Annotated in this window: 20 protein-coding genes and 1 pseudogene; 9 read left to right on the top strand and 12 right to left on the bottom strand. The window is 66.4% G+C overall.

Going from position 1 to position 22,190, the window contains the following annotated elements:
• Positions 1-66: 66 nt before the first annotated feature.
• The 5 genes from ispH to murJ all read right to left on the bottom strand — a co-directional run bounded on the left by ispH (position 67) and on the right by murJ (position 7,044).
• Entirely contained in the window at positions 67-1,017 is a 951-nt protein-coding gene (gene ispH, locus ACVWWW_RS07725) for a 4-hydroxy-3-methylbut-2-enyl diphosphate reductase (RefSeq protein ID WP_027082898.1), read from the bottom strand.
• A gap of 9 nt (positions 1,018-1,026) precedes the next feature.
• Positions 1,027-1,536, bottom strand: coding sequence for a signal peptidase II (lspA, locus tag ACVWWW_RS07720; protein ID WP_027082897.1), 510 nt, complete (start codon positions 1,534-1,536; stop codon positions 1,027-1,029).
• Positions 1,537-1,588: 52 nt separating this feature from the next.
• Positions 1,589-4,384: an isoleucine--tRNA ligase gene (gene ileS, locus ACVWWW_RS07715; protein WP_051235436.1), complete on the bottom strand. Its 2,796-nt coding sequence runs from the start codon at positions 4,382-4,384 to the stop codon at positions 1,589-1,591.
• 75 nt (positions 4,385-4,459) lie between these two features.
• Positions 4,460-5,410, bottom strand: coding sequence for a bifunctional riboflavin kinase/FAD synthetase (locus tag ACVWWW_RS07710; RefSeq protein WP_081672065.1), 951 nt, complete (start codon positions 5,408-5,410; stop codon positions 4,460-4,462).
• Positions 5,411-5,448: 38 nt separating this feature from the next.
• Positions 5,449-7,044, bottom strand: a complete 1,596-nt coding sequence (gene murJ, locus ACVWWW_RS07705; protein ID WP_027082895.1) for a murein biosynthesis integral membrane protein MurJ — start codon at positions 7,042-7,044, stop codon at positions 5,449-5,451.
• A gap of 149 nt (positions 7,045-7,193) precedes the next feature.
• Here murJ and rpsT point away from each other — a divergent pair, with 149 nt between their 5' ends.
• Positions 7,194-7,466, top strand: a complete 273-nt coding sequence (gene rpsT / locus ACVWWW_RS07700; RefSeq protein ID WP_027082894.1) for a 30S ribosomal protein S20 — start codon at positions 7,194-7,196, stop codon at positions 7,464-7,466.
• A 169-nt stretch (positions 7,467-7,635) separates the two neighbouring features.
• On the opposite strand, the gene cgtA is transcribed toward rpsT, so the two are convergent.
• The 3 genes from cgtA to rplU form a co-directional block, all read right to left on the bottom strand.
• Positions 7,636-8,715: an Obg family GTPase CgtA gene (gene cgtA, locus ACVWWW_RS07695; RefSeq protein WP_027082893.1), complete on the bottom strand. Its 1,080-nt coding sequence runs from the start codon at positions 8,713-8,715 to the stop codon at positions 7,636-7,638.
• A gap of 135 nt (positions 8,716-8,850) precedes the next feature.
• On the bottom strand, positions 8,851-9,111 hold the full coding sequence (gene rpmA / locus ACVWWW_RS07690) for a 50S ribosomal protein L27 (RefSeq protein WP_027082892.1): 261 nt from the start codon (positions 9,109-9,111) through the stop codon (positions 8,851-8,853).
• 12 nt (positions 9,112-9,123) lie between these two features.
• Positions 9,124-9,444: a 50S ribosomal protein L21 gene (gene rplU / locus ACVWWW_RS07685; protein WP_027082891.1), complete on the bottom strand. Its 321-nt coding sequence runs from the start codon at positions 9,442-9,444 to the stop codon at positions 9,124-9,126.
• Between the two features lie 298 nt (positions 9,445-9,742).
• Here rplU and uvrA point away from each other — a divergent pair, with 298 nt between their 5' ends.
• Both uvrA and ACVWWW_RS07675 read left to right on the top strand, forming a co-directional pair.
• Positions 9,743-12,631 (top strand): excinuclease ABC subunit UvrA, encoded by a 2,889-nt coding sequence (gene uvrA, locus ACVWWW_RS07680; protein WP_081672063.1) that lies wholly within the window; start codon positions 9,743-9,745, stop codon positions 12,629-12,631.
• Positions 12,632-13,077: 446 nt separating this feature from the next.
• Positions 13,078-13,494 (top strand): acyl-CoA thioesterase, encoded by a 417-nt coding sequence (locus ACVWWW_RS07675; RefSeq protein ID WP_027082890.1) that lies wholly within the window; start codon positions 13,078-13,080, stop codon positions 13,492-13,494.
• Here ACVWWW_RS07675 and ACVWWW_RS07670 read toward each other — a convergent pair.
• A complete protein-coding gene (locus ACVWWW_RS07670; RefSeq protein ID WP_081672061.1) occupies positions 13,491-13,937 on the bottom strand; it encodes a copper chaperone PCu(A)C in 447 nt (148 codons plus the stop codon). The genes ACVWWW_RS07675 and ACVWWW_RS07670 overlap by 4 nt on opposite strands.
• Before the next feature lie 85 nt (positions 13,938-14,022).
• Between ACVWWW_RS07670 and ACVWWW_RS07665 the strand changes: the two genes are divergently transcribed.
• Positions 14,023-14,802: an enoyl-CoA hydratase/isomerase family protein gene (locus ACVWWW_RS07665; protein WP_027082889.1), complete on the top strand. Its 780-nt coding sequence runs from the start codon at positions 14,023-14,025 to the stop codon at positions 14,800-14,802.
• Here the strand turns inward: ACVWWW_RS07665 and ACVWWW_RS07660 are convergent, their stop codons facing one another.
• The 3 genes and pseudogenes from ACVWWW_RS07660 to ACVWWW_RS07650 all read right to left on the bottom strand — a co-directional run bounded on the left by ACVWWW_RS07660 (position 14,803) and on the right by ACVWWW_RS07650 (position 17,223).
• Positions 14,803-15,654, bottom strand: a complete 852-nt coding sequence (locus tag ACVWWW_RS07660; protein ID WP_027082888.1) for a sulfurtransferase — start codon at positions 15,652-15,654, stop codon at positions 14,803-14,805.
• Positions 15,651-16,446: pseudogene (locus ACVWWW_RS07655) on the bottom strand (CoA pyrophosphatase). The gene ACVWWW_RS07660 and the pseudogene ACVWWW_RS07655 overlap by 4 nt, the downstream one beginning before the upstream one ends.
• 81 nt (positions 16,447-16,527) lie before the next feature.
• Positions 16,528-17,223, bottom strand: coding sequence for an FKBP-type peptidyl-prolyl cis-trans isomerase N-terminal domain-containing protein (locus ACVWWW_RS07650; RefSeq protein ID WP_027082887.1), 696 nt, complete (start codon positions 17,221-17,223; stop codon positions 16,528-16,530).
• Positions 17,224-17,443: 220 nt separating this feature from the next.
• Between ACVWWW_RS07650 and ACVWWW_RS07645 the strand changes: the two genes are divergently transcribed.
• The 5 genes from ACVWWW_RS07645 (at position 17,444) to pstS (ending at position 22,180) form a co-directional block, all read left to right on the top strand.
• Positions 17,444-18,238 carry an enoyl-CoA hydratase-related protein gene (locus ACVWWW_RS07645; protein WP_036141901.1) on the top strand — a complete coding sequence of 265 codons (795 nt, stop codon included), beginning with the start codon at positions 17,444-17,446 and terminating at the stop codon, positions 18,236-18,238.
• A 50-nt stretch (positions 18,239-18,288) separates the two neighbouring features.
• Complete coding sequence (locus ACVWWW_RS07640; protein WP_081672227.1) at positions 18,289-18,612, top strand: hypothetical protein; 324 nt, start codon at positions 18,289-18,291, stop codon at positions 18,610-18,612.
• 308 nt (positions 18,613-18,920) lie between these two features.
• Positions 18,921-19,604, top strand: a complete 684-nt coding sequence (nth, locus tag ACVWWW_RS07635; protein ID WP_051235432.1) for an endonuclease III — start codon at positions 18,921-18,923, stop codon at positions 19,602-19,604.
• 89 nt (positions 19,605-19,693) lie between these two features.
• Positions 19,694-20,971, top strand: a complete 1,278-nt coding sequence (locus ACVWWW_RS07630) for a porin (RefSeq protein ID WP_027082885.1) — start codon at positions 19,694-19,696, stop codon at positions 20,969-20,971.
• Positions 20,972-21,175: 204 nt separating this feature from the next.
• Positions 21,176-22,180, top strand: a complete 1,005-nt coding sequence (pstS, locus tag ACVWWW_RS07625; RefSeq protein ID WP_155914417.1) for a phosphate ABC transporter substrate-binding protein PstS — start codon at positions 21,176-21,178, stop codon at positions 22,178-22,180.
• Positions 22,181-22,190 lie beyond the last annotated feature (10 nt).

The following is a 22,190-nucleotide window of genomic DNA, read 5'->3' as shown; positions in this document are numbered from 1 at the left end:
GGTCTGCCGCAGAACGGCAAGGTGCGAGATTCTAGGCAGCCGTGGGCGGCAGGTCAACGACGGCGGTCACTCGACCAGCTGAAGGCGCAGCGCCTTCGGCAGCGCGAACACCATGTTTTCCGGCTCGCCGTCGAGTTCGCGCACGTCCCCAGCCCCCAGGTCGCGCAGGCGATCGAGCACGCCTCGGACCAGTACGTCCGGCGCGGACGCGCCCGCCGTCACACCGACGGCCTGTTTTCCTGCGATCCAGCTCGGCTGGATCTCGTCGGCGCCGTCGATCAGGTAGGCCTCGACGCCCTGCCGCTCGGCGAGTTCGCGCAGCCGGTTGGAGTTCGAGCTGTTCACCGAGCCGACCACGAGCACCAGGTCGCATCGCGCGGCGAGTTCGCGTACCGCGTCCTGACGGTTCTGCGTCGCGTAGCAGATGTCGTCGTTGCGCGGGCCCTGGATCTGCGGGAACTTGGCGCGCAGTGCGTCGATCACGATGCGCGTGTCGTCGACGGAGAGCGTGGTCTGCGTCGTGTAGGCAAGCTTGTGCGGCTGTGCGACTTCGAGCGCGGCCACGTCGTCCTCGTCCTCGACGAGGTAAATCGAGCCTGTCGCGCCCTCGCGCAGCCATTGGCCCATCGTGCCTTCGACTTCCGGATGGCCTTCGTGGCCGATCAGCACGACGTCGTTTCCGGCGCGGCAGTGGCGCGAGACTTCGAGGTGCACCTTCGTCACCAGCGGGCACGTCGCATCGAACACACGCAGGCCGCGACGATCCGCTTCGGTGCGCACCGCCTGCGACACGCCGTGCGCGCTGAAGATCACGGTCGCGCCGTCGGGCACCTCGTCCAGTTCTTCGACGAAGATCGCGCCGCGCTGGCGCAGGTCGTCGACGACGAAGCGGTTGTGCACGACCTCGTGGCGCACGTAGATCGGCGCGCCGAGCAGCTCGATCGCGCGCTTGACGATTTCGATGGCGCGGTCGACGCCCGCGCAGAAGCCGCGCGGGTTGGCGAGGAGGATGTCCATGCGTGAATGCTACCGCCCGTAACCCGGCCGCGCCTGACGCCCCGGCAACAGGCTGGCGAGCACGATGCCGGCTACACCGACGCAGATCGCGGCGTCGGCCACGTTGAACGACGGCCAGTAGTGGCGGCCGGCGTACCACTGGATGAAGTCGATGACATGGCCGTGGACCAGACGGTCGATCACGTTGCCGATCGCGCCCCCGATGATCAGCGCGTACGGAGCAGCCGTACGCCAGGCGCCGCGCGGCATGCGCGACATCGAAATCGCTAGTCCGGTGCTGATGCCCAGCGCCAGCAGCAGGAAAACGTATTTCTGCCAGCCGCCGGCGTCGCTGAGCAGGCTGAACGCCGCGCCTTCGTTGTAGGTACGGAACCAGTTCCAGAAGCCGGGCACGACCGGAACGGCCGTGTACTCCGGCAGGCTGCGCAGCACCCAGGCCTTCGACCACTGGTCGACGCCGATCACCACCGCGGACAGCAGCAACCAGTTCAGCGCATTCGATTTGTTGCGAGGACGCATCGGAACTCCCGTTCAGCCGCTTTCGCGACGTGCGGCGGCGCGCGGCCGCCGATCAGAACCAGCGGCGGATCTCGGCGATGCCGTCGACATTGCCTGCGCAACGCGCGCAGACGGTGGGATGTGCGAGCACCGCACCGACGTCGGCCCGGTACTGCCAGCAACGCGCGCACTTCGGCTTGTCGGTCTTGCGTGCGCTGACGTCGCCACTGCCCTCACCCACCGCGACGTCGCCGCTGATGAAGAGGAAGCGCAGTTCGTCCTGCAACTCGCGCAGCCAGCCTGCTTCTTCCGGCTTCGCAGCGATCGCGATTTCCGCCTCGAGCGCAGCACCGATCTCGCCGGCAGCACGCATGGGTTCGAGCGTGCGGCTGATCTGGTCGCGGATCGCGAGCAGACGATCGAAACGCGCGGCATCGATCGGCGCATCCGCCGGCAGCGAGACGAGTCCGTCGTACCACGTCACGAACAACACATTGTCAGCGCGCGCACCCGCTGCGGTCGTCGCAGGCAGGAAGCGCCACATCTCGTCGGCGGTGAACGTCAGGATCGGCGCGATCCAGCGTACGAACGCCTCGGCGATATGGAACATCGCGGTCTGCGCCGAACGGCGGCCCGCGGAATCCTCCGGCATCGTATAGAGCCGGTCCTTGGTGACGTCGAGGTACAGCGAACCGAGATCGACACTGCAGAAATTCGCAAGTGCCTGCACCACTTCGGCGAAGTCGTACCGCTCGTACGCGGCGGCGAGCTTCTGCTGCACTTCGAGCGCGCGATGCACGATCCAGCGATCCAGCGCGACCATCGATTCCGGCGCCTGCACGTGCGTCGCCGGGTCGAAACCATCGAGGTTGGCGAGCAGGAAGCGCGCGGTATTGCGCAGGCGTCGATACACGTCGCCGCTGCGCTTGAGGATTTCGTCGGACACCGCGATTTCGCCACGATAGTCGGTCGACGCGATCCACAGGCGCAGCACGTCGGCGCCCATCTGGTCGATGACCTTCTGCGGCTCGATCGTGTTGCCGATCGACTTCGACATCTTCTTGCCCTGCGCATCGACGGTGAAGCCGTGCGTGAGCACCTGTCGATACGGCGCGGCGCCGTCCATCGCCACGCCCGTCAGCAGCGACGACTGGAACCAGCCGCGATGCTGGTCCGAACCTTCGAGATACAGATCCGCTGGTTTGTGCAGTCCGTCTTCCGGGCGCTGCGCCAAGACGCATTCGTGCGTGACCCCCGAGTCGAACCAGACATCGAGGATGTCGGTGACCTTGTCGTAGTCAGCGGCTTCGTCACCGAGAAGTTCGGTCGCGTCGCAGTCATACCAAGCGTCCACACCTGCGGCTTCAACGCGCGTCGCGACGGCACGCATCAGCTCGGCCGAACGCGGATGCGGCTCGCCGGTGATGCGATGGATGAACAACGCGATCGGCACGCCCCACGTGCGCTGGCGACTGATGCACCAGTCCGGACGGCCATCGATCATGCCGGCGATGCGGGCCTCGCCCCACTCCGGGAACCAGCCGACGCCCTTGATCGCTTCGAGTGCATCTCGACGCAGGTTCGCCTGCTCCATCGAGATGAACCACTGTGGCGTCGCGCGGAAGATCACCGGCGTCTTATGGCGCCAGCAATGCGGATAGCTGTGTTCGACGATGTGCGCCGCGAGCAGTGCGCCGTTATCGCGCACAGCATCGACCAGGAGGTCGTTCGCCTTCCAGATGTGCACGCCCGCGATCTCGGCGGTGCCGGCGGCGGGTGTGCCCGGCAGATAGCGACCGCGCGAATCGACGGGATTCATCTGCGCGGCGGTGTACTTGTCGATCAGCCCGTACTTCTGGCTGACCGCGAAGTCCTCCTGGCCATGACCGGGTGCAGTGTGCACGGCGCCGGTGCCGTCCTCAGCCGACACGTGGTCGCCCAGCAGCAGCGGGATGTCGCGCTCGTAGAACGGATGCGCCACCACGAGGCCTTCCATCGGCGCACCGAGCGACGTGCCGAGCACGTGCGGCTCGTCGACGCCGTAGCGCTTGAGCGCGCGTTCGACCAACGCACTCGCAAGCACGAGCAGGCGCGGGCCGTTCGGCCCGACCGGACCTTGGACCAGCGAATACTCGAGCTCCGGACCGATCGATACCGCAAGGCTCGCGGGGAGCGTCCACGGCGTCGTCGTCCAGATCGGAACGGCAACTTCTGTACCCGGTGCGACATCGACGCCGAACACACGCGCGAGTGCCTGCGCATCACGCGCGGCATACGCGACGTCGATCGCCGGCGACTTCTTGTCGGCGTATTCGATCTCGGCTTCTGCTAGCGCGGAGCCGCAGTCGAAACACCAGTGCACCGGCTTGGCGCCGCGCACGATGTGGCCGCGCTCGACAATCTTCGCGAGCGAACGCAGCATGTCCGCTTCGTAGCGGAAATCCATCGTGCGATAGGGCTTGTCCCAGTCGCCGAGCACGCCGAGCCGCTTGAAGTCGCGACGCTGCAGATCGATCTGCTCCGCGGCGTATTCACGACACTTCTGGCGGAACTGCGCGGCGTCCAGCTTGTCGCCGACCTTGCCGTGCTTCTTCTCGACCGCGACTTCGATCGGCAGGCCGTGGCAATCCCAACCCGGCACGTATGGCGCATCGCAGCCGTCGAGCAGGCGCGACTTGACGACGATGTCCTTCAGCACCTTGTTGACCGCGTGCCCGATGTGGATCACGCCGTTCGCGTACGGCGGGCCGTCGTGCAGCACGAACGACTTCTCGCGGCCCTGCACCTGCTCGCGGATGCGCTGGTACAGGCCTTCCTGCTCCCAGCGTGCGAGCGTCTGCGGCTCGCGCTTGGGCAGGTCGCCGCGCATGGGAAAGTCCGTCGCAGGCAGGTGCAGCGTCGCCTTGTACGGGTTGGCTTCGGGGGTCTCGCGGTCGGTCACGGGTCAGGCGGTCCGTCGGGTATGCGTGGGAGACAGGATTTCGCGCGCCTGGGCCGCATCGCGATCCATCTGCGCGACCAGGGCGGGAAGTCCGTCGAACTTGAGCTCGTCGCGCAGTTTGGCGACAAATTCGATGCCGATGCGGCGCGTGTACAGGTCCGCATCGAAATCAAAGATATGGGTTTCCAGCAGCGGCTCAACTCCGCCGACGGTCGGGCGTGTGCCGAGACTCGACACGGAGGCGAGCGGAACCGGCCCGAGGCCGTGCACGCGCGTGGCGAAAATGCCGGAAAGCGGCGGCCTGCCCTGCGGCAGCCGCAGGTTCGCGGTCGGATAGCCGAGCGTGCGACCGAGTTGCTTGCCGCGCACCACGCGGCTTTCGATCAGGTACGGACGACCAAGCGCGACCGCAGCATCGTCGAAGCGACCGTCCGCCAGCGCTTCGCGGATGCGCGTGCTCGAGACGCGCGTCGCGCCAGCATCGACGAGCTCGATCGAATGTGCTTCGAAGCCGAAACGCGCGCCGGCGTCCTGCAGCAGCGCGAGATCGCCAGCACGCCCGCGGCCGAAACGGAAATCGGGGCCGACCCAGACTTCGCGCGACCGCAGCGCGTCGACCAGCACCGTGCGGATGAAATCCTCGGCCGACATCGCGCTCAGGCGTGCGTCGAAGCGCAGCAGAACGACGTCGTCGATGCCCATCGCGTAGAGCGCATCGATGCGCGAACGCGCCGACATCAATCGCGCCGGAGCGACGTCGCGCGCGAAGAACTCGCGCGGCAGCGGTTCGAACGTCACCGCCACCGCGGACACGCCGAGCTCGCGCGCACGCGAAACGGCGCGGCGCACCAGCGCCTGATGCCCCAGGTGCAGGCCGTCGAATGCGCCGATGCAGACCACGCTTCCCTGCGGGACAAGAACCCCGCGGTCGACGTCTCGAAACAGCCTGCTCATCCGTCGAAGTATAGCCAGCCGGCCGGTCGCGCCCGGCCTCAGTGTTCGCGGAAATCGCGCGGCCGGAAGCCGAGCGCGAGCAGCGTGGCCACGTAGACCAGCCCGCCGCCCGCGACGAGCGCGACCAGGTTGACGATCCGTGCGCGTGTCGAGGCCATCGTGAAGTCGGGCAGCAGGTGCAGGCCGAGCGCGACGGCAGCGGCCATCACGGCACAGGCCAGACCGACGCGTGCCACGAACGACCACCAGCCGGGCTGGCGGTCGTAAACGCCGGAGCGGCGCAGCCAGAACCACAGCAGGCCGAGGTTGAGGTAGCTAGCGATCGTGCTGGCGAGGCCAAGCGCGAGATGCAGGCCCGGCGTGGTTGCGAGTGCGAAGACGAGACCCTTGGCGCGAGCTTCCGGCGTCGTCCACATCGCATAGAGGATCGCGATGAGGATCGCGCTGAACACCATGTTCGCGATCAGCGCGGCGACGCCCGCGCGCACCGGCGTCCGCGTGTCCTGGCGTGCGTAGAACGCGGGAAGCACGATCTTGAGCAGCGCGAACGACGGCAGGCCGAAGCTCAGGCCGAACACCGACATCGCGGTCATGCCGGTGTCGAAGGCGTTGAAATGGCCGTGCTGGAAAACGGTCGCGACCAGCGCTTTCGACAGCATCATCAGGCCGGCCGCCGCGGGCAGCGAGATCAGCATCGTCGCGCGCAGGCCCCAGTCGAACGCGCGCGAAAAACCGGCGCGATCCGCCCGCACATGATGGCCCGACAGCGACGGCAGGATCACGGTGCCGAGCGCGACGCCGAACACGCCGAGCGGCAATTCGAGGAAGCGATCCGCCAGCGACAGCCACGTCTGCGATCCGACGAACAGGCGCGCGGCGACCACGGTGTCGAACAGCAGGTTGATCTGCGCGACCGAGGCGCCGAACAGCGTCGGCACCATCAGCGTCACCACCTTACGCACGCCCGGGTGCGACCAGCCCCACTTCGGCACGGTCAGCAGGTCGAGCTTCGCGAGCGACGGCAGCTGGAAGAGCAGCTGCAGGATGCCTGCGAACAGCACCGCCCACGCCAGCGCCTTGATCGGAACCTGCAGGTGCGGCGCCAGCCACAGGGCCGCAGCGATCATGCACAGGTTGAGGATGACCGGCGTCAACGCAGGGATGCCGAAGCGGTGGAAGGCGTTGAGTGCGCCGCCCGCAAGCGCCGTAAGCGATACGAACAGGATGAACGGGAAGGTGAGCCGGAGCAGCTCGATCGTCAGTTCGTACTTGCCCGGCGCGATGCCCGATTCGCCGAGGTTGAACAGCCATGCGACCTGCGGGGTGAAGACCAGCCCGAGCGCGGTGATGAGCATCAGGATGCCCGCCAGCGTGCCGGCGACCCGCGAGGTCAGTTCCTTGAGCTCGGCATGCGATCGGGTCTCCTTCACCTCGGTGAAGACCGGGACGAAGGCGGTCGAGAACGAACCCTCGGCGAACAGGCGCCGCATGAAGTTCGGGACGCGGAACGCGATCATGAATGCGTCGGTCGCGGCGGAGACGCCGAACACCGAGCTGATCGTGATGTCGCGGATCAGGCCGAACACGCGGCTGACCATGGTCATGCTGCTGAACGAGAGCAGCCCGCGGATCATCCTGGGCTTCGTCATGCCGCGCGTCTCCACGCCACGTTGACGCAACCCATTGAAACCGCCATACTTTCCGGTCTAGCTGTACCCACTTTTCCCTCCCTATCGTGCTGTCTCCCGGACAGCCGCTCCATCAAGACTTCCAGGAAACAGCCGTGGCCAACATCAAGTCCGCCAAGAAGCGCGCCAAGCAGACCGTCGTGCGCAACATGCGCAACGCCAGCCAGCGCTCGATGCTCCGTACGTCCGTCAAGAAGGTGCTCAAGGCCCTTCACGCGAACGACGCCGCTGGCGCCGAAGCCGCTTTCGCGTCGGCCCAGCCGCTGCTCGATCGTTTCAGCTCGCGCGGCCTGATCCACAAGAACAAGGCTGCTCGCCACAAGAGCCGCCTCAACGCCCGCATCAAGGCGCTCAAGGCTGCTGCCTAAGCACTTGACGGGTCGACGAAGAAACCCGGCTTCGGCCGGGTTTTTTTGTGCCTGCGATTCGCGCGTCAACGTGTTCGACGCAGCGTAGTCGCCATCGACGCCCACAACGACGTTGATTGCGCTACCGCGGCGATTCGCGCTGGACATCGAGTGATTCCGACGTCGTCGCTTAAAGCGAGGCGTCGTCGGCAAGCGGGCCGGCGGCATCGCGTTCCGCCTGCGCGTCCTCGCGCTGGCGATCGAAGAACGCCATGACATCCTTCATGATCGGCCACGTGCCTTCGCGACCGATCGCGGACACCACGTACGAACGCTCTTTCCAGCCGAGCTCGGCGATGATTTCGCGGACGAGTTCGTCGCGCTCTTCGTCGAGCAGCAGGTCGGCCTTGTTGAGCACCAGCCAACGCGGCTTTGCGAGCAGCTCGGGATCGTGCTTGCCGAGCTCGTGTTCGATCGCACGCACCTGCTCCGCCGGCGTGACACCTTCGACGCCGCCTTCCATCGGTGCGATGTCCACGAGGTGCAACAGCAGTCGCGTGCGCTGCAGATGGCGCAGGAACTGCGCGCCCAAACCCGCACCGTCCGCCGCACCTTCGATCAGGCCCGGAATGTCGGCGATGACGAAGCTGCGATGCGCTTCGACGCTGACGACGCCGAGGTTCGGATACAGCGTCGTGAACGGATAGTCCGCCACCTTCGGCGTCGCCGCCGAAACCGCGCGAATGAAGGTGCTCTTGCCCGCGTTCGGGAAACCAAGCAGGCCGACGTCCGCCAGCAGTTTCAGCTCGAGCTTCAGCACGCGCTGCTCGCCCGGCAAACCCGGCAGCGCCTTGCGAGGCGTGCGGTTTACCGAACTCTTGAAATGCATGTTGCCGAGGCCGCCCTTGCCGCCCTGCGCGACGAGCAGTCGTTCGCCGTGGCGCGTCAGGTCGCCGATGATTTCATCGGTCTCGACGTTGGTGATCACGGTGCCGACCGGCACGGTCACGACCAGGTCGTCGCCGGCCTTGCCGTACATCTGGCGGCCCATGCCGTTCTCGCCGCGTTGCGCCTTGAACATGCGCTGGTGGCGGAAATCGACGAGCGTGTTGAGGTTCTCGTCGGCGACCAGCCAGACGCTGCCGCCTTCGCCGCCGTCGCCGCCGTCCGGGCCGCCGAGCGGGATGAACTTCTCGCGACGGAACCCGACGCAGCCGTTACCGCCGTTGCCTGCGATGACCTGGATTTCGGCTTCGTCGACGAGCTTCATTGAATGACCTGCATGGACCGGCGCGAAGCCGGGCCGGCATTGTGAATGAAAGACGGCGGAAAGCGCGCGATATGCGCCATCCCCGCAAACGAAAAGCCCCGCCGAAGCGGGGCTCGTCGCTGCATCGTGATCCGCTTACGCGGCGTCGACGACGCTGACGGTGCGGCGCTGTGCCGCACCCTTGACCGAGAACTCCACCTTGCCGTCGACGAGCGCGAACAGCGTGTGGTCACGGCCGAGGCCGACGCCCGGACCCGGATGGAACTGGGTGCCGCGCTGACGCACGATGATGTTGCCGGCTTCGATCGCCTGACCGCCGAACACCTTCACGCCGAGGTACTTCGGGTTCGAGTCGCGGCCGTTACGGGTGGAACCTACGCCCTTTTTATGTGCCATGGCGCCTTCTCCTTACTTCTTGCTGCCACCGGCAATGCCGGTGATCTGGATTTCGGTGTAGTGCTGACGGTGACCCATCTGCTTGCGGTGGTGCTTGCGGCGACGGAACTTCACGATCTTGATCTTGTCGGCGCGGCCGTGGCCGACGACCTTCGCACGGACCGTCGCGCCCTTCAGCGCATCGCCCAGCGTCACGCCGTCGCTACCGCCCAGCATCAGGATGTTGTCGAAGGTGATTTCGCTGTCGGCCTCGGCCTCAAGCAGCTCGACGCGAAGCGTCTCGCCTTCCATCACCCGGTACTGCTTACCGCCAGTGACCAGTACTGCGTACATGACCAGACTTCCTCTGTAGTTATTGTGGTCCTGCCGCCGAACCCCAAGCGGACAGAAGCGGAATTCTAGGCGACTCAACGGGTTAGCGCAACCGAACCCGCTCCCGCGAACCCGCGACGCCGGTCTCACCGGGCGAGACGGCGGGCAGGCACTCTCCCCTGTTCAGGCAATCCGCGTCCCTCGCGCCCGCTCACGTGCGGGTCAAGCGCGTCGGACCAAATTGTCCGGGGGCTCCGGTCCCGATACGCTCTCCTGTTCGCCGTTCGACGGCGCTCCCCCAGCCCGAGATTTTCCGAAGATGGCGATGGAATTCATCCGCGTGCGTGGCGCGCGGACGCACAACCTGAAGAACGTCGACCTCGACCTGCCCCGCGACAAGCTGATCGTCATCACCGGCCTGTCGGGCTCGGGCAAGTCGTCGCTCGCGTTCGACACGATCTACGCCGAGGGCCAGCGCCGCTACGTCGAGTCCTTGTCCGCCTACGCCCGGCAGTTCCTGTCGGTGATGGAGAAGCCGGACGTCGACCACATCGAGGGTCTGTCGCCGGCAATCTCGATCGAGCAGAAGTCGACCTCGCACAACCCGCGATCGACCGTCGGCACGATCACCGAGATTTACGACTACCTGCGCCTGCTGTTCGCACGCGTCGGTATTCCGCGCTGCCCGGACCACGGCTTTCCGCTCGAAGCGCAGACCATCAGCCAGATGGTCGACCAGGCCATAGCGCTCGATCCCGAGCAGCGCTACATGCTGCTGACGCCGGTCGTACGCGAGCGCAAGGGCGAGCACGCGCAGATCTTCGACCAACTGCGGGCGCAGGGTTTCGTGCGCGTGCGCGTCAACGGCGTGCTGCACGAGATCGACGAGGTGCCGAAGCTTTCGCTGCGCAGCAAGCACACGATCGAAGCGGTGATCGATCGCTTTCGGCCGCGCGAAGACCTCAAGCAGCGCCTCGCGGAATCGTTCGAGACCGCGATCAAGCTCGGCGACGGCATGGCGATCGTGCAATCGCTGGACGACGACAAGGCTGCGCCGCTGCTGTTCTCGTCGAAGTTCAGCTGCCCGGTCTGCGATTACTCGCTTCCGGAACTCGAGCCGCGCCTGTTCTCGTTCAACTCGCCTGTGGGCGCCTGCCCGACCTGCGACGGACTCGGCGTGAGCCAGTTCTTCGATCCGTCGCGCGTCGTCGTGCATCCCGACCTGTCGCTGTCGGCCGGTGCCGTGCGCGGCTGGGATCGTCGCAATACGTACTACTTCCAGCTCGTGCAGTCGCTGGCGCGGCACTACGACTTCAACGTGGACATGCCGTGGAACCAGCTCGCGGACAAGGCGAAGAACGCGGTGCTGTTCGGCAGCGGCACGGAAGCGGTCACTTTCACGTACGTCAATGACTCGGGCGGACGCTACCAGCGCCGGCACCGCTTCGAAGGCGTGATTCCGAACCTCGAGCGGCGCTATCGCGAGACCGAATCGCAAGCGGTGCGCGAGGAGTTGTCCAAGTACATCAGTGATCGCCCGTGCTCCGAGTGCGGCGGCGCGCGGCTCAATCGCGCGGCGCGCAACGTGTTCGTCGGCGAGCACAACGTCGCGCATATCGTCGTGTTGCCGATCGACGAGGCACTGCGCTTTTTCCACGATCTTTCGCTGCCGGGCTGGCGCGGTGAGATCGCCGGAAAGATCGTCAAGGAAATCGCCGAACGCCTGACGTTCCTCATTGACGTTGGTCTCGACTACCTCACGCTCGAGCGCAAGGCGGACACGCTGTCCGGCGGCGAAGCGCAGCGCATTCGACTGGCGTCGCAGATCGGCGCGGGCCTGGTCGGCGTGATGTACGTTCTCGACGAGCCGTCGATCGGCCTGCACCAGCGCGACAACGAGCGACTGCTCGGAACGCTGACGCGCCTGCGCGAACTCGGCAATACGGTGATCGTGGTCGAGCACGACGAGGACGCGATCCGTCTCGCCGATTACGTGGTCGACATCGGCCCCGGCGCGGGCGTGCACGGCGGCGCGATCGTCGCGCAGGGCACGCCGCAGGACGTGATGTCGAACCCGGCGTCGGTGACCGGCCAGTTCCTCAGCGGCGCGCGCAGGATCGAAGTGCCGGCGAATCGGCACAAGCCCGACAAGTCGATGATGTTCCGGCTGAAGGGCGCGAAGGGAAACAACCTGCGCGATGTGGATGTCGAGATTCCGGCCGGCCTGCTCACGTGCGTCACTGGCGTGTCGGGCTCGGGCAAGTCGACGCTGATCAACGACACGCTGTACGCGATCGCCGCGAACGAACTCAATGGCGCGTCGATGTCGCCGTCGGCCTACGACAACTACGACAACATCGAGTTGTGGGACAAGGTCGTCGATATCGACCAGTCGCCGATCGGCCGTACGCCGCGCAGCAATCCTGCGACATACACGGGCCTATTCACGCCGCTGCGCGAGCTGTTCGCGCAGGTGCCGGAATCACGTGCGCGCGGTTACGCGCCCGGTCGCTTCAGCTTCAACGTCAAAGGCGGCCGCTGCGAGGCGTGTCAGGGCGACGGCCTGATCAAGGTCGAGATGCACTTCCTGCCGGACGTGTACGTGCCCTGCGACGTCTGCGGCGGCAAGCGCTACAACCGCGAAACGCTGGAGATCCGCTACAAGGGCTACAACATCAACGACGTGCTCGAGATGACCGTCGAAGATGCGTTGCCGTTGTTCGAGGCGATTCCGTCGATTTCGCGCAAGCTCGAAACGTTGATGGACGTCGGCCTGAGCTACATCAAGCTCGGCCAGTCGGCGACCACGCTTTCGGGCGGCGAAGCGCAGCGCGTGAAGCTCTCGCGCGAGCTGTCGCGTCGCGACACCGGCCGCACGCTCTACATCCTCGATGAGCCCACCACCGGCCTGCACTTCGCCGACATCGAGCAGTTGCTCGGCGTGCTGCATCGCCTGCGAGATGAAGGCAATACCGTCGTCGTCATCGAGCACAACCTCGATGTAATCAAGACGGCGGACTGGGTGATCGATCTCGGACCCGAAGGTGGACATCGCGGTGGCACGATCCTCGGTTGTGGTACGCCCGAGCAGATCGCGGCGATGTCGCATTCGCATACCGGCCGATTCCTTGCGCCATTGCTCCAACGCGATCAAGCTGTCGCGCCTGCGGCGAAGCCCAGCCGCAAGCGCAAGACTGCATCGCGATGACCGACCAACCGCCTCCGCCCTCCTCCGACAAGAAGCCGCGTCGAGCCCGTGCACCGCGTAAGCGCGCGCCGGCGAAGCGTGCGGCGAAGGCGAAACAGGGAGCGGCGGCGGTGATTGCGCTTGATGCGGATGGTGGATCGGTTGAAGTTGCGGCCGATGTGCGCGTCACGCACGCCGCAACCGTAGAGGCAGCAGCCGCGGCGTTGAGCAGCACGCAGCTGACGGCCGAGCCTGCTACGCCGCAACCGGGCGCGACCGCAAACGCGCCGGCCGAGCAGCGCGAAACAACGACGCAGCAGAGGCCGCAAGGCGGTCGCCAGCGACGTCAGCCGCGCGACGAGAAATCGCCCGAGGTCGCGAAGCACGCTGAGCCGCGTGAAGCGTCGCCCGCCGCCGAGGCGCAAGCACCAACGCCGGAAACCGGGGCGTCCGAATCAACCGCGCCGATGAAGCAGGACAGCCTGCGTCCCGGCGAGCTCATCCGCGTTCCGCTGTCGGTGCGCTGGCGCGATCTCGACGCGTTCAACCACGTCAACAACTCGAAGTACCTGAGTTACCTCGAAGAAGCGCGCCTGCGCTGGATGCTCAGCGTGCCGGGCATGGGACTCGACGAGAACGTCGCGCCGGTCGTCGCGGCGTCGAACCTCAACTATCGACGCCCGATCGAATGGCCAGGCGATGTCGTGATCGAGCTGTTCGTCGAACGACTCGGCGGCAGCAGCGTCACCATCGGTCATCGCATCGTCGATGCGAAGGAGCCGCGCGCGCTCTATTGCGACGGCAACGTCGTGATGGTGTGGATCGATCGCACCACGGGGCGCTCCGCCCCGCTTCCCGCCGGCGTGCGCGACGCCTGCAGTTAAGGCGCCGCGCTGCGGACGTCGAAGTCGACGGGCAGTACACGCCCGTCCGCGAACTTCAGTTCGACGCGAACTTTCCCGCCGGCGCGCAACTCGCCCGTCGGCGACATCATCATGAGGTGCCGCCCGCCCGGCGCGAACGCGACATGCGCATCCGGCGCAAGTTCGACGCGCGGCAAGGGACGCATCTTGCTGACGCCGGCTTCGACCCGCGTTTCGTGCATCGAAACATCGCCGAAGATCCTGGACGTCGCACCCGTCAGCACCACCACTGTCTTGCAACGGTTGTCGAGCACGAAGAAACCCGCGCCCATCGGCATCATCGGCGTCATGCGAACCCATGCATCGCGCACGGTCGGCATGCATGGGGCGGGCTTCGCACCACGGGCGAACGCGACGAAGGGAATGGCGAGTAGCGCGGAGAGCGCGAGGGCGGATCGATTCATGCGCGCATTGTAGGAAGCGGCGGCCGCGCCGTGGCGGGCCGTCCGGCGGCCGGTTAACCTGCGGCACGGTCTTCGGAGGCGAGCCATGGCACGGGTACAGACGCAGGAACACGGCGACATCCTCGAGATCCGGCTCGCGCGCGCGCCGGTCAATGCGCTCGATCCCGAGCTCTGCGGTGAGTTGCGTGACGCCGTGGCGCATGCCGCGCAGCACGGCGCGCGTGGGATCGCGCTGACGGGCGGCCCGTCCGTGTTCTCCGCCGGGCTTGACGTCCCATACCTGATGTCCCTGGGCGACGACCGTGCCGGGCTCATGCATGCATGGGAAGCCTTCTTCGGCGCCGCGCGCGCACTCGTCGGAAGCACGATTCCGATCGCAGCGGGACTTGCCGGTCACGCGCCTGCAGGTGGCTGCGTGCTGGCTCTGTGTTGCGACTACCGCGTCATGGCGCGCTCGCCCGATCCGGCGAAACCATTCCGCATCGGGCTCAACGAGACGCAGGTCGGGCTCGTCGCGCCGGAAGGCATCCAGCGCCTGCTGCGTCGCGTAGTGGGTGCGCATCGCGCAGAGCGCCTGCTGGTCGGCGGGCTGATGCCGACGACCGATGAAGCGCATGCGATCGGATTGATCGACGAGGTGGCCACGGTCGACGACACGGCGCAGCGCGCGGTCGACTGGGTGCGCGCGCTTTCCGCACTACCGCGTCAGCCCGTGCTTGAAACGCGCGCCATCGCGCGCGCGGACGCGGTCGACGCATTGCATCCGCGCAACATCGAACTCGATCGCTTCGTTACGTCGTGGTATTCGCCGGACACGCAGGCGGCGTTGCGCGCGGTGCTGGAACGCCTCGGCAAATCGCGCTGATCAGCCGGTCGCGACCAGACGCGCGTCGTCCTCGATCCAGCCGCTCCACGAACCCGTGTACAGACGCGCGCCGTGCAGGCCAGCGTGCTCCATCGCGAGCAGGTGATGGCAGGCGGTGACGCCCGACCCGCAGCTGGCCACCAGTGTTTCGGGCGCGCGTCCATCGAGCAGCGCTTCGAATTCGGCGCGCAGTTCACGCGCGGGACGGAAGCGTCCGTCGGCGAGATTCGTCGCGAACGGGCGGTTGAGCGCACCGGGGATGTGTCCCGCCTTGCGATCGAGCGGTTCGATGTCGCCGCGATAACGCTCGGCGGCGCGTGCATCGACGACGGGCGCCCCTGCATCAAGCGCGGCTTCGACGTCCGCGGTACCGAGCAGTCGCGTGTGATCGAACGCGCCTGCATACGGGCCGATGTCCGACTCGTCGACATCGCCCGTCTCGACTCTGCCGTCCGCCGCGCGCCACGCCGACCATCCACCATCGAGCACCGTGACGGCGTCGTGTCCCCATGCCTTGAGCATGAACCACAGCCGCGCCGCGGCCAGCGCGCCCTGCGCGTCGTCGTAGACGACGACCTGATGCACGGGCGTGATGCCCAGGCGGCCGAGCGTCGTAGCGAAGGCTTCGTCCGACGGCCATGGGTGCCGGCCTGCGCCCGGGTAATGCGGGCCCGACAACTCGGTTTCGAGGGACGCACGTCGCGCGCCGGGCACGTGGCCTTCGGCGAAGCGCCGTGCGCCCGCACCGCGATCGGCGAGGTCCACGCGCGTATCGACGATCGCAAGCGGCCGTTCGTGTGCTTCGATCGCGCGGCTGAGCGTGCGCGCGTCGATCAATGTCGTCCATGTCATCGATGTGTCTCCAGCCGGTCGTGCAGGTTGAGCAGCATCGAGGCGGTGGCGCCCCAGATGCGCTGGTCGGGATAACGGTACTCCCAGACGACGCGGCTGCGGCCCTGCACCTCGAAGCGGCGTTCGACGCGGTTGTCTGGATCCATCAGATAGGCGAGCGGAACTTCGAACACCGCGGCGACCTCTGCCGGATCCGGATGCGCGATGTAAGACGGATCGATCAGCGCGACCACCGGCACCACGCGAAACCCGGTAATCGTCGCGAGTGGATCGAGGAAGCCGAGTGGGGTGATCTGCGCAGCGGGAATGCCTACTTCCTCATACGTTTCGCGCAGTGCGCCAGCGACCGAATCCGCATCCTCGGGATCCAGCGCGCCACCGGGAAAACTCACCTGCCCCGGATGCTGGCGCAGGTCGTCGTTGCGACGCGTCAGCAGCACGTGCAATCCGTCATCGCGCGGGACGAGCCCGACGAGCACGGCGGCATCGCGCATCACGCGCGTGTCGAGCAGGCCATCTAGATCGACGAGGTTCCAGCACGCGCCACGCGGTGGTGCATCGAGCGGATGCAGCGCGCGACGCAGGTGCGTGAGATCCGCATCAACCATTCGCGCGGTCGGCCTCGCGGGCGGGCAGCACGGCGTCCATGACGCGCAGGCGCTCGTCGTCGCCCATCGTGCCCCAGCGCGCGATCTCGTCGAGCGTACGCAGGCAGCCCGCGCACAGCCCGTCGTCGCGCATCTCGCAGACGCCGACACAGGGGCTGAGGACCGCACGGAACTGGGAATTCATGGGGTGATTCTCTCAGACGCCAAGCTCTGGAAACACGAACGCCGGCGCGAGGCCGGCGTTCGGAGAACCTTGCGGTTCGACTTACTTGGAGCTGACGAGCTTGATCTCGAACACCACCGCCACGTTCGGCGGGAAACCGGTGCGCGGGTCGGCGCCGTAGGCCTTGTCGGCCGGCAGCGTGACTTCCCACTTCGAACCGACCGGCATCTGCTGGATCACTTCACGCATCGCCGGCATTTCGATCTGGCTGACCTTGATCGACGGGATCGACTGCGCCGGACGCGCCTGCGCCGGACGCTCGCCCCATGCATACGGGCCTGCGACTTCGAGCTGCACGGTGTTGGCCATCGTCGGCTTCGCACCGGTGCCGTTCTCGATCACGCGGTACTGCACGCCGCTCGGGAGAACCTTCACGCCGGCCTTGGCCTTGTTCGACGCGATGTACGCATCGCTCTTGGTCTTGTTCTGCGACGACGCCTTGTCCCACTCGGCCTTCGACTTCGCGACCTGGCGCGTCTGCATGTCCTGCAGAACCTTCTGGAGCTGATCGACCGGAACGGACGGCTGCTTCTTCGCGTAGGCGTCCTGCAGGCCCTTGATCATCGAGTTGACGTCGAGCGCTTCGCCGCGATCGGTCAGTTCGGCGGCATCAGCGCCGGTCTTGAAACCAAGGGCGTAGCTGAGCTTGCCCTTGTCGGACGTGACGTCCTGCGCGGACGCAGCGCCCGCGGCAACTACGAACGCCGCTGCAGCGACGGCAATCAGACGAAACTTCATCGGGTGAAACCTCCGGTATGGGGAAGCCGGGTGCGCTTCGTGCGCAGCGGCGTTGAACAACCCTTATGCCGCGTACCGGTCGACAGCCCCGAGTGGCGCGCTAGGATACTGAGGGCAGGGCTTAACCGCCACTGACACCGAACCCTCTGACCGCGCCCCGCCGCTCGAGTTCCGCAGGATCTCCCCGGGCGCGTTTTCCCCGATTCCATTCAGGCTCGCCATGACCGACAGCAGCAGCGCACCGCCGGTGACCGTCGCCGACCGCGAGGCGGTCCGCATCATCACCGTGAATCGCCCGGACAAGCTCAATGCGCTCAATGCAGCGACTTTGGATGCATTAGACGTCGCATTTGCCGAAGCCATCGATGCTGCCTCCGTGCGCGCGATCGTGCTCACGGGCGCGGGGCCGAAGGCCTTCGTGGCCGGCGCGGACATCGCGGAGATGAACACGTTGACGCCGGTGCAGGGCCGCGACTTCTCGCAACGCGGCCAGCGGATGATGCGTCGCGTCGAAAAATGCCCGAAGCCCGTCATCGCAATGGTGAACGGATTCGCGCTGGGCGGCGGTCTGGAGCTCGCGATGTGCTGCCATCTGCGAATCGCCGCAGATACCGCGCGCGTCGGTCAGCCGGAGATCAATCTGGGACTGATCCCCGGCTTTGGTGGCACGCAGCGACTTCTGCGACTTGCAGGCCGCGCGGCCACGCTCGAACTCTGCCTGCTCGGTGCACCGATCGATGCACAGCGTGCGCGCGAACTCGGCATCGTCAACCGCGTGGTTCCGGCGGCCGAACTCGAAGCGCAGACGATGGCCATCGCGCAGCAGCTCGCGAACTCCGCGCCGCTCGCGGTGCGTGGCGCGCTCGACTGCATCAACGTCGGTGGCGAATGCGGCATCGAGGAAGGCCTGGAATACGAGGCCGCGCAATTCGGCCTGATGTTCGCGACGCAGGACATGCGCGAAGGCACATCGGCGTTTCTCGAGCGCCGCAAGCCGACCTTCAGCGGCACGTGATCGATACGCGTTGCCCCGAGTGCGGCTGCACCGCGGTGACGCCGGTGCACATGATCGTGTCGCGCCTTCGCGTGAACGATCTTGATGGCGCGCTCGATGCGGGGTTGCTTGCGGTGGACGCGTGCGTTGGTTGTTGCGCGGAGTGCACCGCGCGAATGATCGCCATACGCGATGAGCGTCGATTCGCACTCGCTGCACGGGAACGTTTCCGGGCGCGGGAACAGCGGCTCGCACGACGTGCGGCCGAACGCGAAGTCGCGCGCAATGCGCGCACGCCGGCAATGACTGCCGCAGCACCAACGCCTGCCCTACCCCCCGCGGCCGCAGCTGCGCTGCAACGAGCGCTCGCTCGTGCGAAGGGACCGAGCCAGTGAGTCGGACGCGCGGGACCGGGCGCTCTGCGTCGGGCGCGAAGCCGTTGTCGGCGCGGACGGCGGTCAAGAAGATCGTTCCTGCGACGGCGAAGTCCGCTATGCCGGCCGTGAAGAAGAAGGTCGTGACGAAAGTTCGCACTGCGGTCGCGACGGGCACGCCATCACGCGAAAAGAAGACGGGCTTCGCAGCGAAGAAGGCCGCAACGAAACTCACGCGCGGTGTAGCCGCGATCGACGATGCGTCGACGCGTAAGCCGCGAAGCACACGACTGCTCGGCGGCAGCGATCGCGTCGCGCCGTCCAAACGCATGACGCCGCGTGAGATCGACGAGCTGTTCGCGCGCCTCAGCGAAACCAATCCCGCACCGACCACCGAACTCGAATACTCGACGCCTTACGAACTGCTCGTCGCCGTCGCGCTGTCCGCGCAGATGACGGACATCGGCGTGAACAAGGCGACGCGCCAGTTGTTTCCGGTCGCGAACACGCCGAAGGCGATCGCGAGGCTCGGCGTCGAAGGGCTGGCGCCCTACCTCGCCGGGATCAACTTCAATCGCACGAAGGCGAACAACGTCGTCGCGATGGCGCACCAGCTGCTCGAGCAGCACGGTGGCGAGGTGCCGCGCGATCGCGAGGCGCTGGAAGCGCTGCCGGGCGTCGGCCGCAAGACGGCGAACGTGGTGCTCAATACCGCGTTCGGCGAAACGACGCTCGCGGTCGATACGCACATCTATCGCGTATCGAACCGCACGGGACTCGCGCCCGGCGCCGACGTCCGCATCGTCGAGGACGAGCTGCTGCGCGTCGTGCCGAACAAATACCTGCAACACGCACACCACTGGCTGCTGCTGCACGGCCGCTATGTCTGCAAGGCGCGTGTGCCCGACTGCCCGCGCTGCATCGTGCGCGACCTCTGCCATTTCCCGGATAAAACGCCCGGCAAGGCACCGCCGCTGGAAGTCGCTCCGACGCGTCCCCGACGCGCTCGATGACACGCTCGCGGCGCCGGCCGCGGAACTGTCACATTTACGCAATCTTCACGCCCTAGCCTTCGCGGCGCTCCTCCTTCCCAGGACCCGTCATGAAACTCTCGCGTAACACGCTCGCCCTCGCCCTGCTGGCCGCGCTCGCTGCGCCAGCCGCGCACGCCGAAGTCGCTATCGACGTCATCCACGACTCGGAGGTCAGCTTCGAGGGCCTCGTGCAGGCCGACGCCAATTGGTACAGCGACGACATCGCCATTCTCAACGCCAACAACAACGACGGCGGCGACGATTTCGACATGCGTCGCGCCGAACTCGTGCTGAAGGGCAAGGGCCCGGGCAACTACGAGTGGGTGCTGGGCTACGACGCCCGCGCCAACAAGTTCCTCGACCTCAACGCGAAGTACAAGCTCGGCGGCGACGCCAACAAGTACATCCAGATCGGCCAGTTCAAGCAGCCGAACAGCCTGGAAGAACTGTCGTCGACCAAGAACAATGACTTCATCGCTAAGTCCTCGATCACGAACACCTTCGCGGTGGCTCGCCGTCTCGGCGGCGCGTTCAGCTACGGCGACACGAACTGGTCGCTGACGGGCTCGTACTTCGAGCGCGAACTGACCCGTAATCTCGCGCACGGCAACGGCTACGGCCTGCGCGGTACGTGGGCGCCGATCAACGCGAACGGCCAGATCCTGCATCTCGGCCTGTCGTACGTGAACTACGACACCGATACCGACACGCTGCGCCTGCGCGCACGTCCGCTGGCCGACCTCGCGGGTACGCGACTGGTCGACACCGGCGCGACCGGCATGCGCAACGCCGACCGCATTTCGGTGGTCGGGCTCGAAGGCATGTACGCCACTGGCCCGTTCAAGGTGCAGGCCGAGTACATGAAGGCGGCCGTCGACCGTTACGACACCGGATTCGCGGCGCAGCCCGGCAACACCTACGACGCGGGCGGCTATTACATCCAGGGCGTGTGGAACATCACCGGCGAGAAGTTCGGTTACAAGGCGGGCGTGCCGACCACGCCGCTGCCGGACAACCCGTCGACCGGCATGTTCCAGCTCGGCCTGCGCTACGACCACATCGATCTCGACGATGGTTCGATCGTCGCCGGCGCAACGCCGACGGCGGCCCCGACCATCAACGGCGTGCTGGGCGGCGAGCAGAACGCGTGGACGATCGGCGCCAACTGGTACTGGCATTCGAACTTCAAGTTCATGCTGAACTACGTCAAGGTCGACAGCTCGCGTTACATCGGCAAGACCAGCGCGACGTACTCGGCGAACCCGGCGTACAACAACGCCACGTTCAACCGCGTGGTCGATGACAACCCGGACATCATCGAGGCGCGCTTCCAGTTCTACTGGTAATCGCCGCGTCACACTCTCTCCAAGGGTCGAGTCTTTTGGAGGCGCAGCGCAGGCTGCGCCTCCTTTTTTATTGGTGCGCTGTCACGCAGATGTCATCGACGTGCAACGGCGATGTCATCGTTCCGCGATGGAATGCGCGCAGGCGGGCGATGCCCGTCCCCGACCAGGAGTCCATCCGTGTTGAAGTCCCTCAGCTCGCGTTCCATGCATGCGCGCGCGCTCGCGCTTTCCCTGGCCCTCGCCTGCTTCGCCGCACACGCGGCCGACGCCACCGGCGCGGGCTCGTCGTTCGTGTATCCGGCCATCTCCAAGTGGTCGTCCGATTACGCGAAGGCCACCGGCAAGCAGGTGAACTACCAGTCGATCGGTTCGGGTGGCGGCATCGCGCAGGCCAAGGCCGGCACCGTCGACTTCGGCGCCACCGACATGCCGCTCAAGCCCGATGACCTCGCCAAGTCCGGCCTCATCCAGTTCCCGTCGGTGATCGGCGGCGTCGTGCCGGTGATCAACGTGCCGGGCGTGGCGTCCGGCGCGATGAAGCTCGACGGCGACACCCTCGCCCGCATCTTCCTCGGCGACATCACGATGTGGAACGACCCGGCGATCGCTGCGCTCAACGGCGGCGTGCAGCTGCCGGCGAAGAAGATCACCGTCGTGCACCGCTCGGACGGTTCGGGCACCACCTTCAACTTCGCCAACTACCTGTCGAAGGTCAACGCGACCTGGAAGCAGAAGGCCGGCGAAGGCACGATGGTGCAGTGGCCGGTCGGCATCGGTGGCAAGGGCAACGAAGGCGTCGCCGCATACGTCAAGCAGATTCCGGGTGCGATCGGTTACGTCGAGCTGTCGTACGCGCTGCAGAACAAGATGGCGTACTCGCGCATGAAGAACGCCGCCGGCAACTTCGTGCTGCCGAGCGACGAGACCTTCGCTGCGGCCGCCGCCAGCGCCGACTGGACGAACGCCAAGGACTTCTACCTGGTGATGACCAATGCGCCGGGCGCGCAGTCGTGGCCGATCACGGCGACCACGTTCATCCTCATGCACCGCCAGCCGAAGAACGCCGCCGGCTCGAAGAACACGCAGGAGTTCTTCCGCTGGGTCTACACGAATGGTGACACCTCGGCCAAGGCGCTGGACTACGTGCCGCTGCCGGACGCGCTGGTCCAGCAGATCGAGACCTACTGGTCGACCAACGCGAAGTACTGATCCACCGCCG

The sequence above is a fragment of the Lysobacter sp. HA18 genome, assembly GCF_054057595.1.
Note: the sequence above shows the minus strand (reverse complement) of the source record. Positions and strands in the feature narration are given on the sequence as shown.

Excerpts from the sequence above, each read along its gene's own strand:
- ispH (WP_027082898.1), bottom strand. The coding sequence starts at position 1,017 with ATGGACATCCTCCTCGCCAACCCGCGCGGCTTCTGCGCGGGCGTCGAC.
- lspA (WP_027082897.1), bottom strand. The coding sequence starts at position 1,536 with ATGCGTCCTCGCAACAAATCGAATGCGCTGAACTGGTTGCTGCTGTCC.
- ileS (WP_051235436.1), bottom strand. The coding sequence starts at position 4,384 with ATGCGCGGCGACCTGCCCAAGCGCGAGCCGCAGACGCTCGCACGCTGG.
- ACVWWW_RS07710 (WP_081672065.1), bottom strand. The coding sequence starts at position 5,410 with ATGAGCAGGCTGTTTCGAGACGTCGACCGCGGGGTTCTTGTCCCGCAG.
- murJ (WP_027082895.1), bottom strand. The coding sequence starts at position 7,044 with ATGATCCGCGGGCTGCTCTCGTTCAGCAGCATGACCATGGTCAGCCGC.
- cgtA (WP_027082893.1), bottom strand. The coding sequence starts at position 8,715 with ATGAAGCTCGTCGACGAAGCCGAAATCCAGGTCATCGCAGGCAACGGC.
- rpmA (WP_027082892.1), bottom strand. The coding sequence starts at position 9,111 with ATGGCACATAAAAAGGGCGTAGGTTCCACCCGTAACGGCCGCGACTCG.
- rplU (WP_027082891.1), bottom strand. The coding sequence starts at position 9,444 with ATGTACGCAGTACTGGTCACTGGCGGTAAGCAGTACCGGGTGATGGAA.
- uvrA (WP_081672063.1), top strand. The coding sequence starts at position 9,743 with ATGGCGATGGAATTCATCCGCGTGCGTGGCGCGCGGACGCACAACCTG.
- ACVWWW_RS07675 (WP_027082890.1), top strand. The coding sequence starts at position 13,078 with ATGAAGCAGGACAGCCTGCGTCCCGGCGAGCTCATCCGCGTTCCGCTG.
- ACVWWW_RS07670 (WP_081672061.1), bottom strand. The coding sequence starts at position 13,937 with ATGAATCGATCCGCCCTCGCGCTCTCCGCGCTACTCGCCATTCCCTTC.
- ACVWWW_RS07665 (WP_027082889.1), top strand. The coding sequence starts at position 14,023 with ATGGCACGGGTACAGACGCAGGAACACGGCGACATCCTCGAGATCCGG.
- ACVWWW_RS07660 (WP_027082888.1), bottom strand. The coding sequence starts at position 15,654 with ATGACATGGACGACATTGATCGACGCGCGCACGCTCAGCCGCGCGATC.
- ACVWWW_RS07650 (WP_027082887.1), bottom strand. The coding sequence starts at position 17,223 with ATGAAGTTTCGTCTGATTGCCGTCGCTGCAGCGGCGTTCGTAGTTGCC.
- ACVWWW_RS07645 (WP_036141901.1), top strand. The coding sequence starts at position 17,444 with ATGACCGACAGCAGCAGCGCACCGCCGGTGACCGTCGCCGACCGCGAG.
- ACVWWW_RS07640 (WP_081672227.1), top strand. The coding sequence starts at position 18,289 with ATGATCGTGTCGCGCCTTCGCGTGAACGATCTTGATGGCGCGCTCGAT.
- nth (WP_051235432.1), top strand. The coding sequence starts at position 18,921 with ATGACGCCGCGTGAGATCGACGAGCTGTTCGCGCGCCTCAGCGAAACC.
- ACVWWW_RS07630 (WP_027082885.1), top strand. The coding sequence starts at position 19,694 with ATGAAACTCTCGCGTAACACGCTCGCCCTCGCCCTGCTGGCCGCGCTC.
- pstS (WP_155914417.1), top strand. The coding sequence starts at position 21,176 with ATGCATGCGCGCGCGCTCGCGCTTTCCCTGGCCCTCGCCTGCTTCGCC.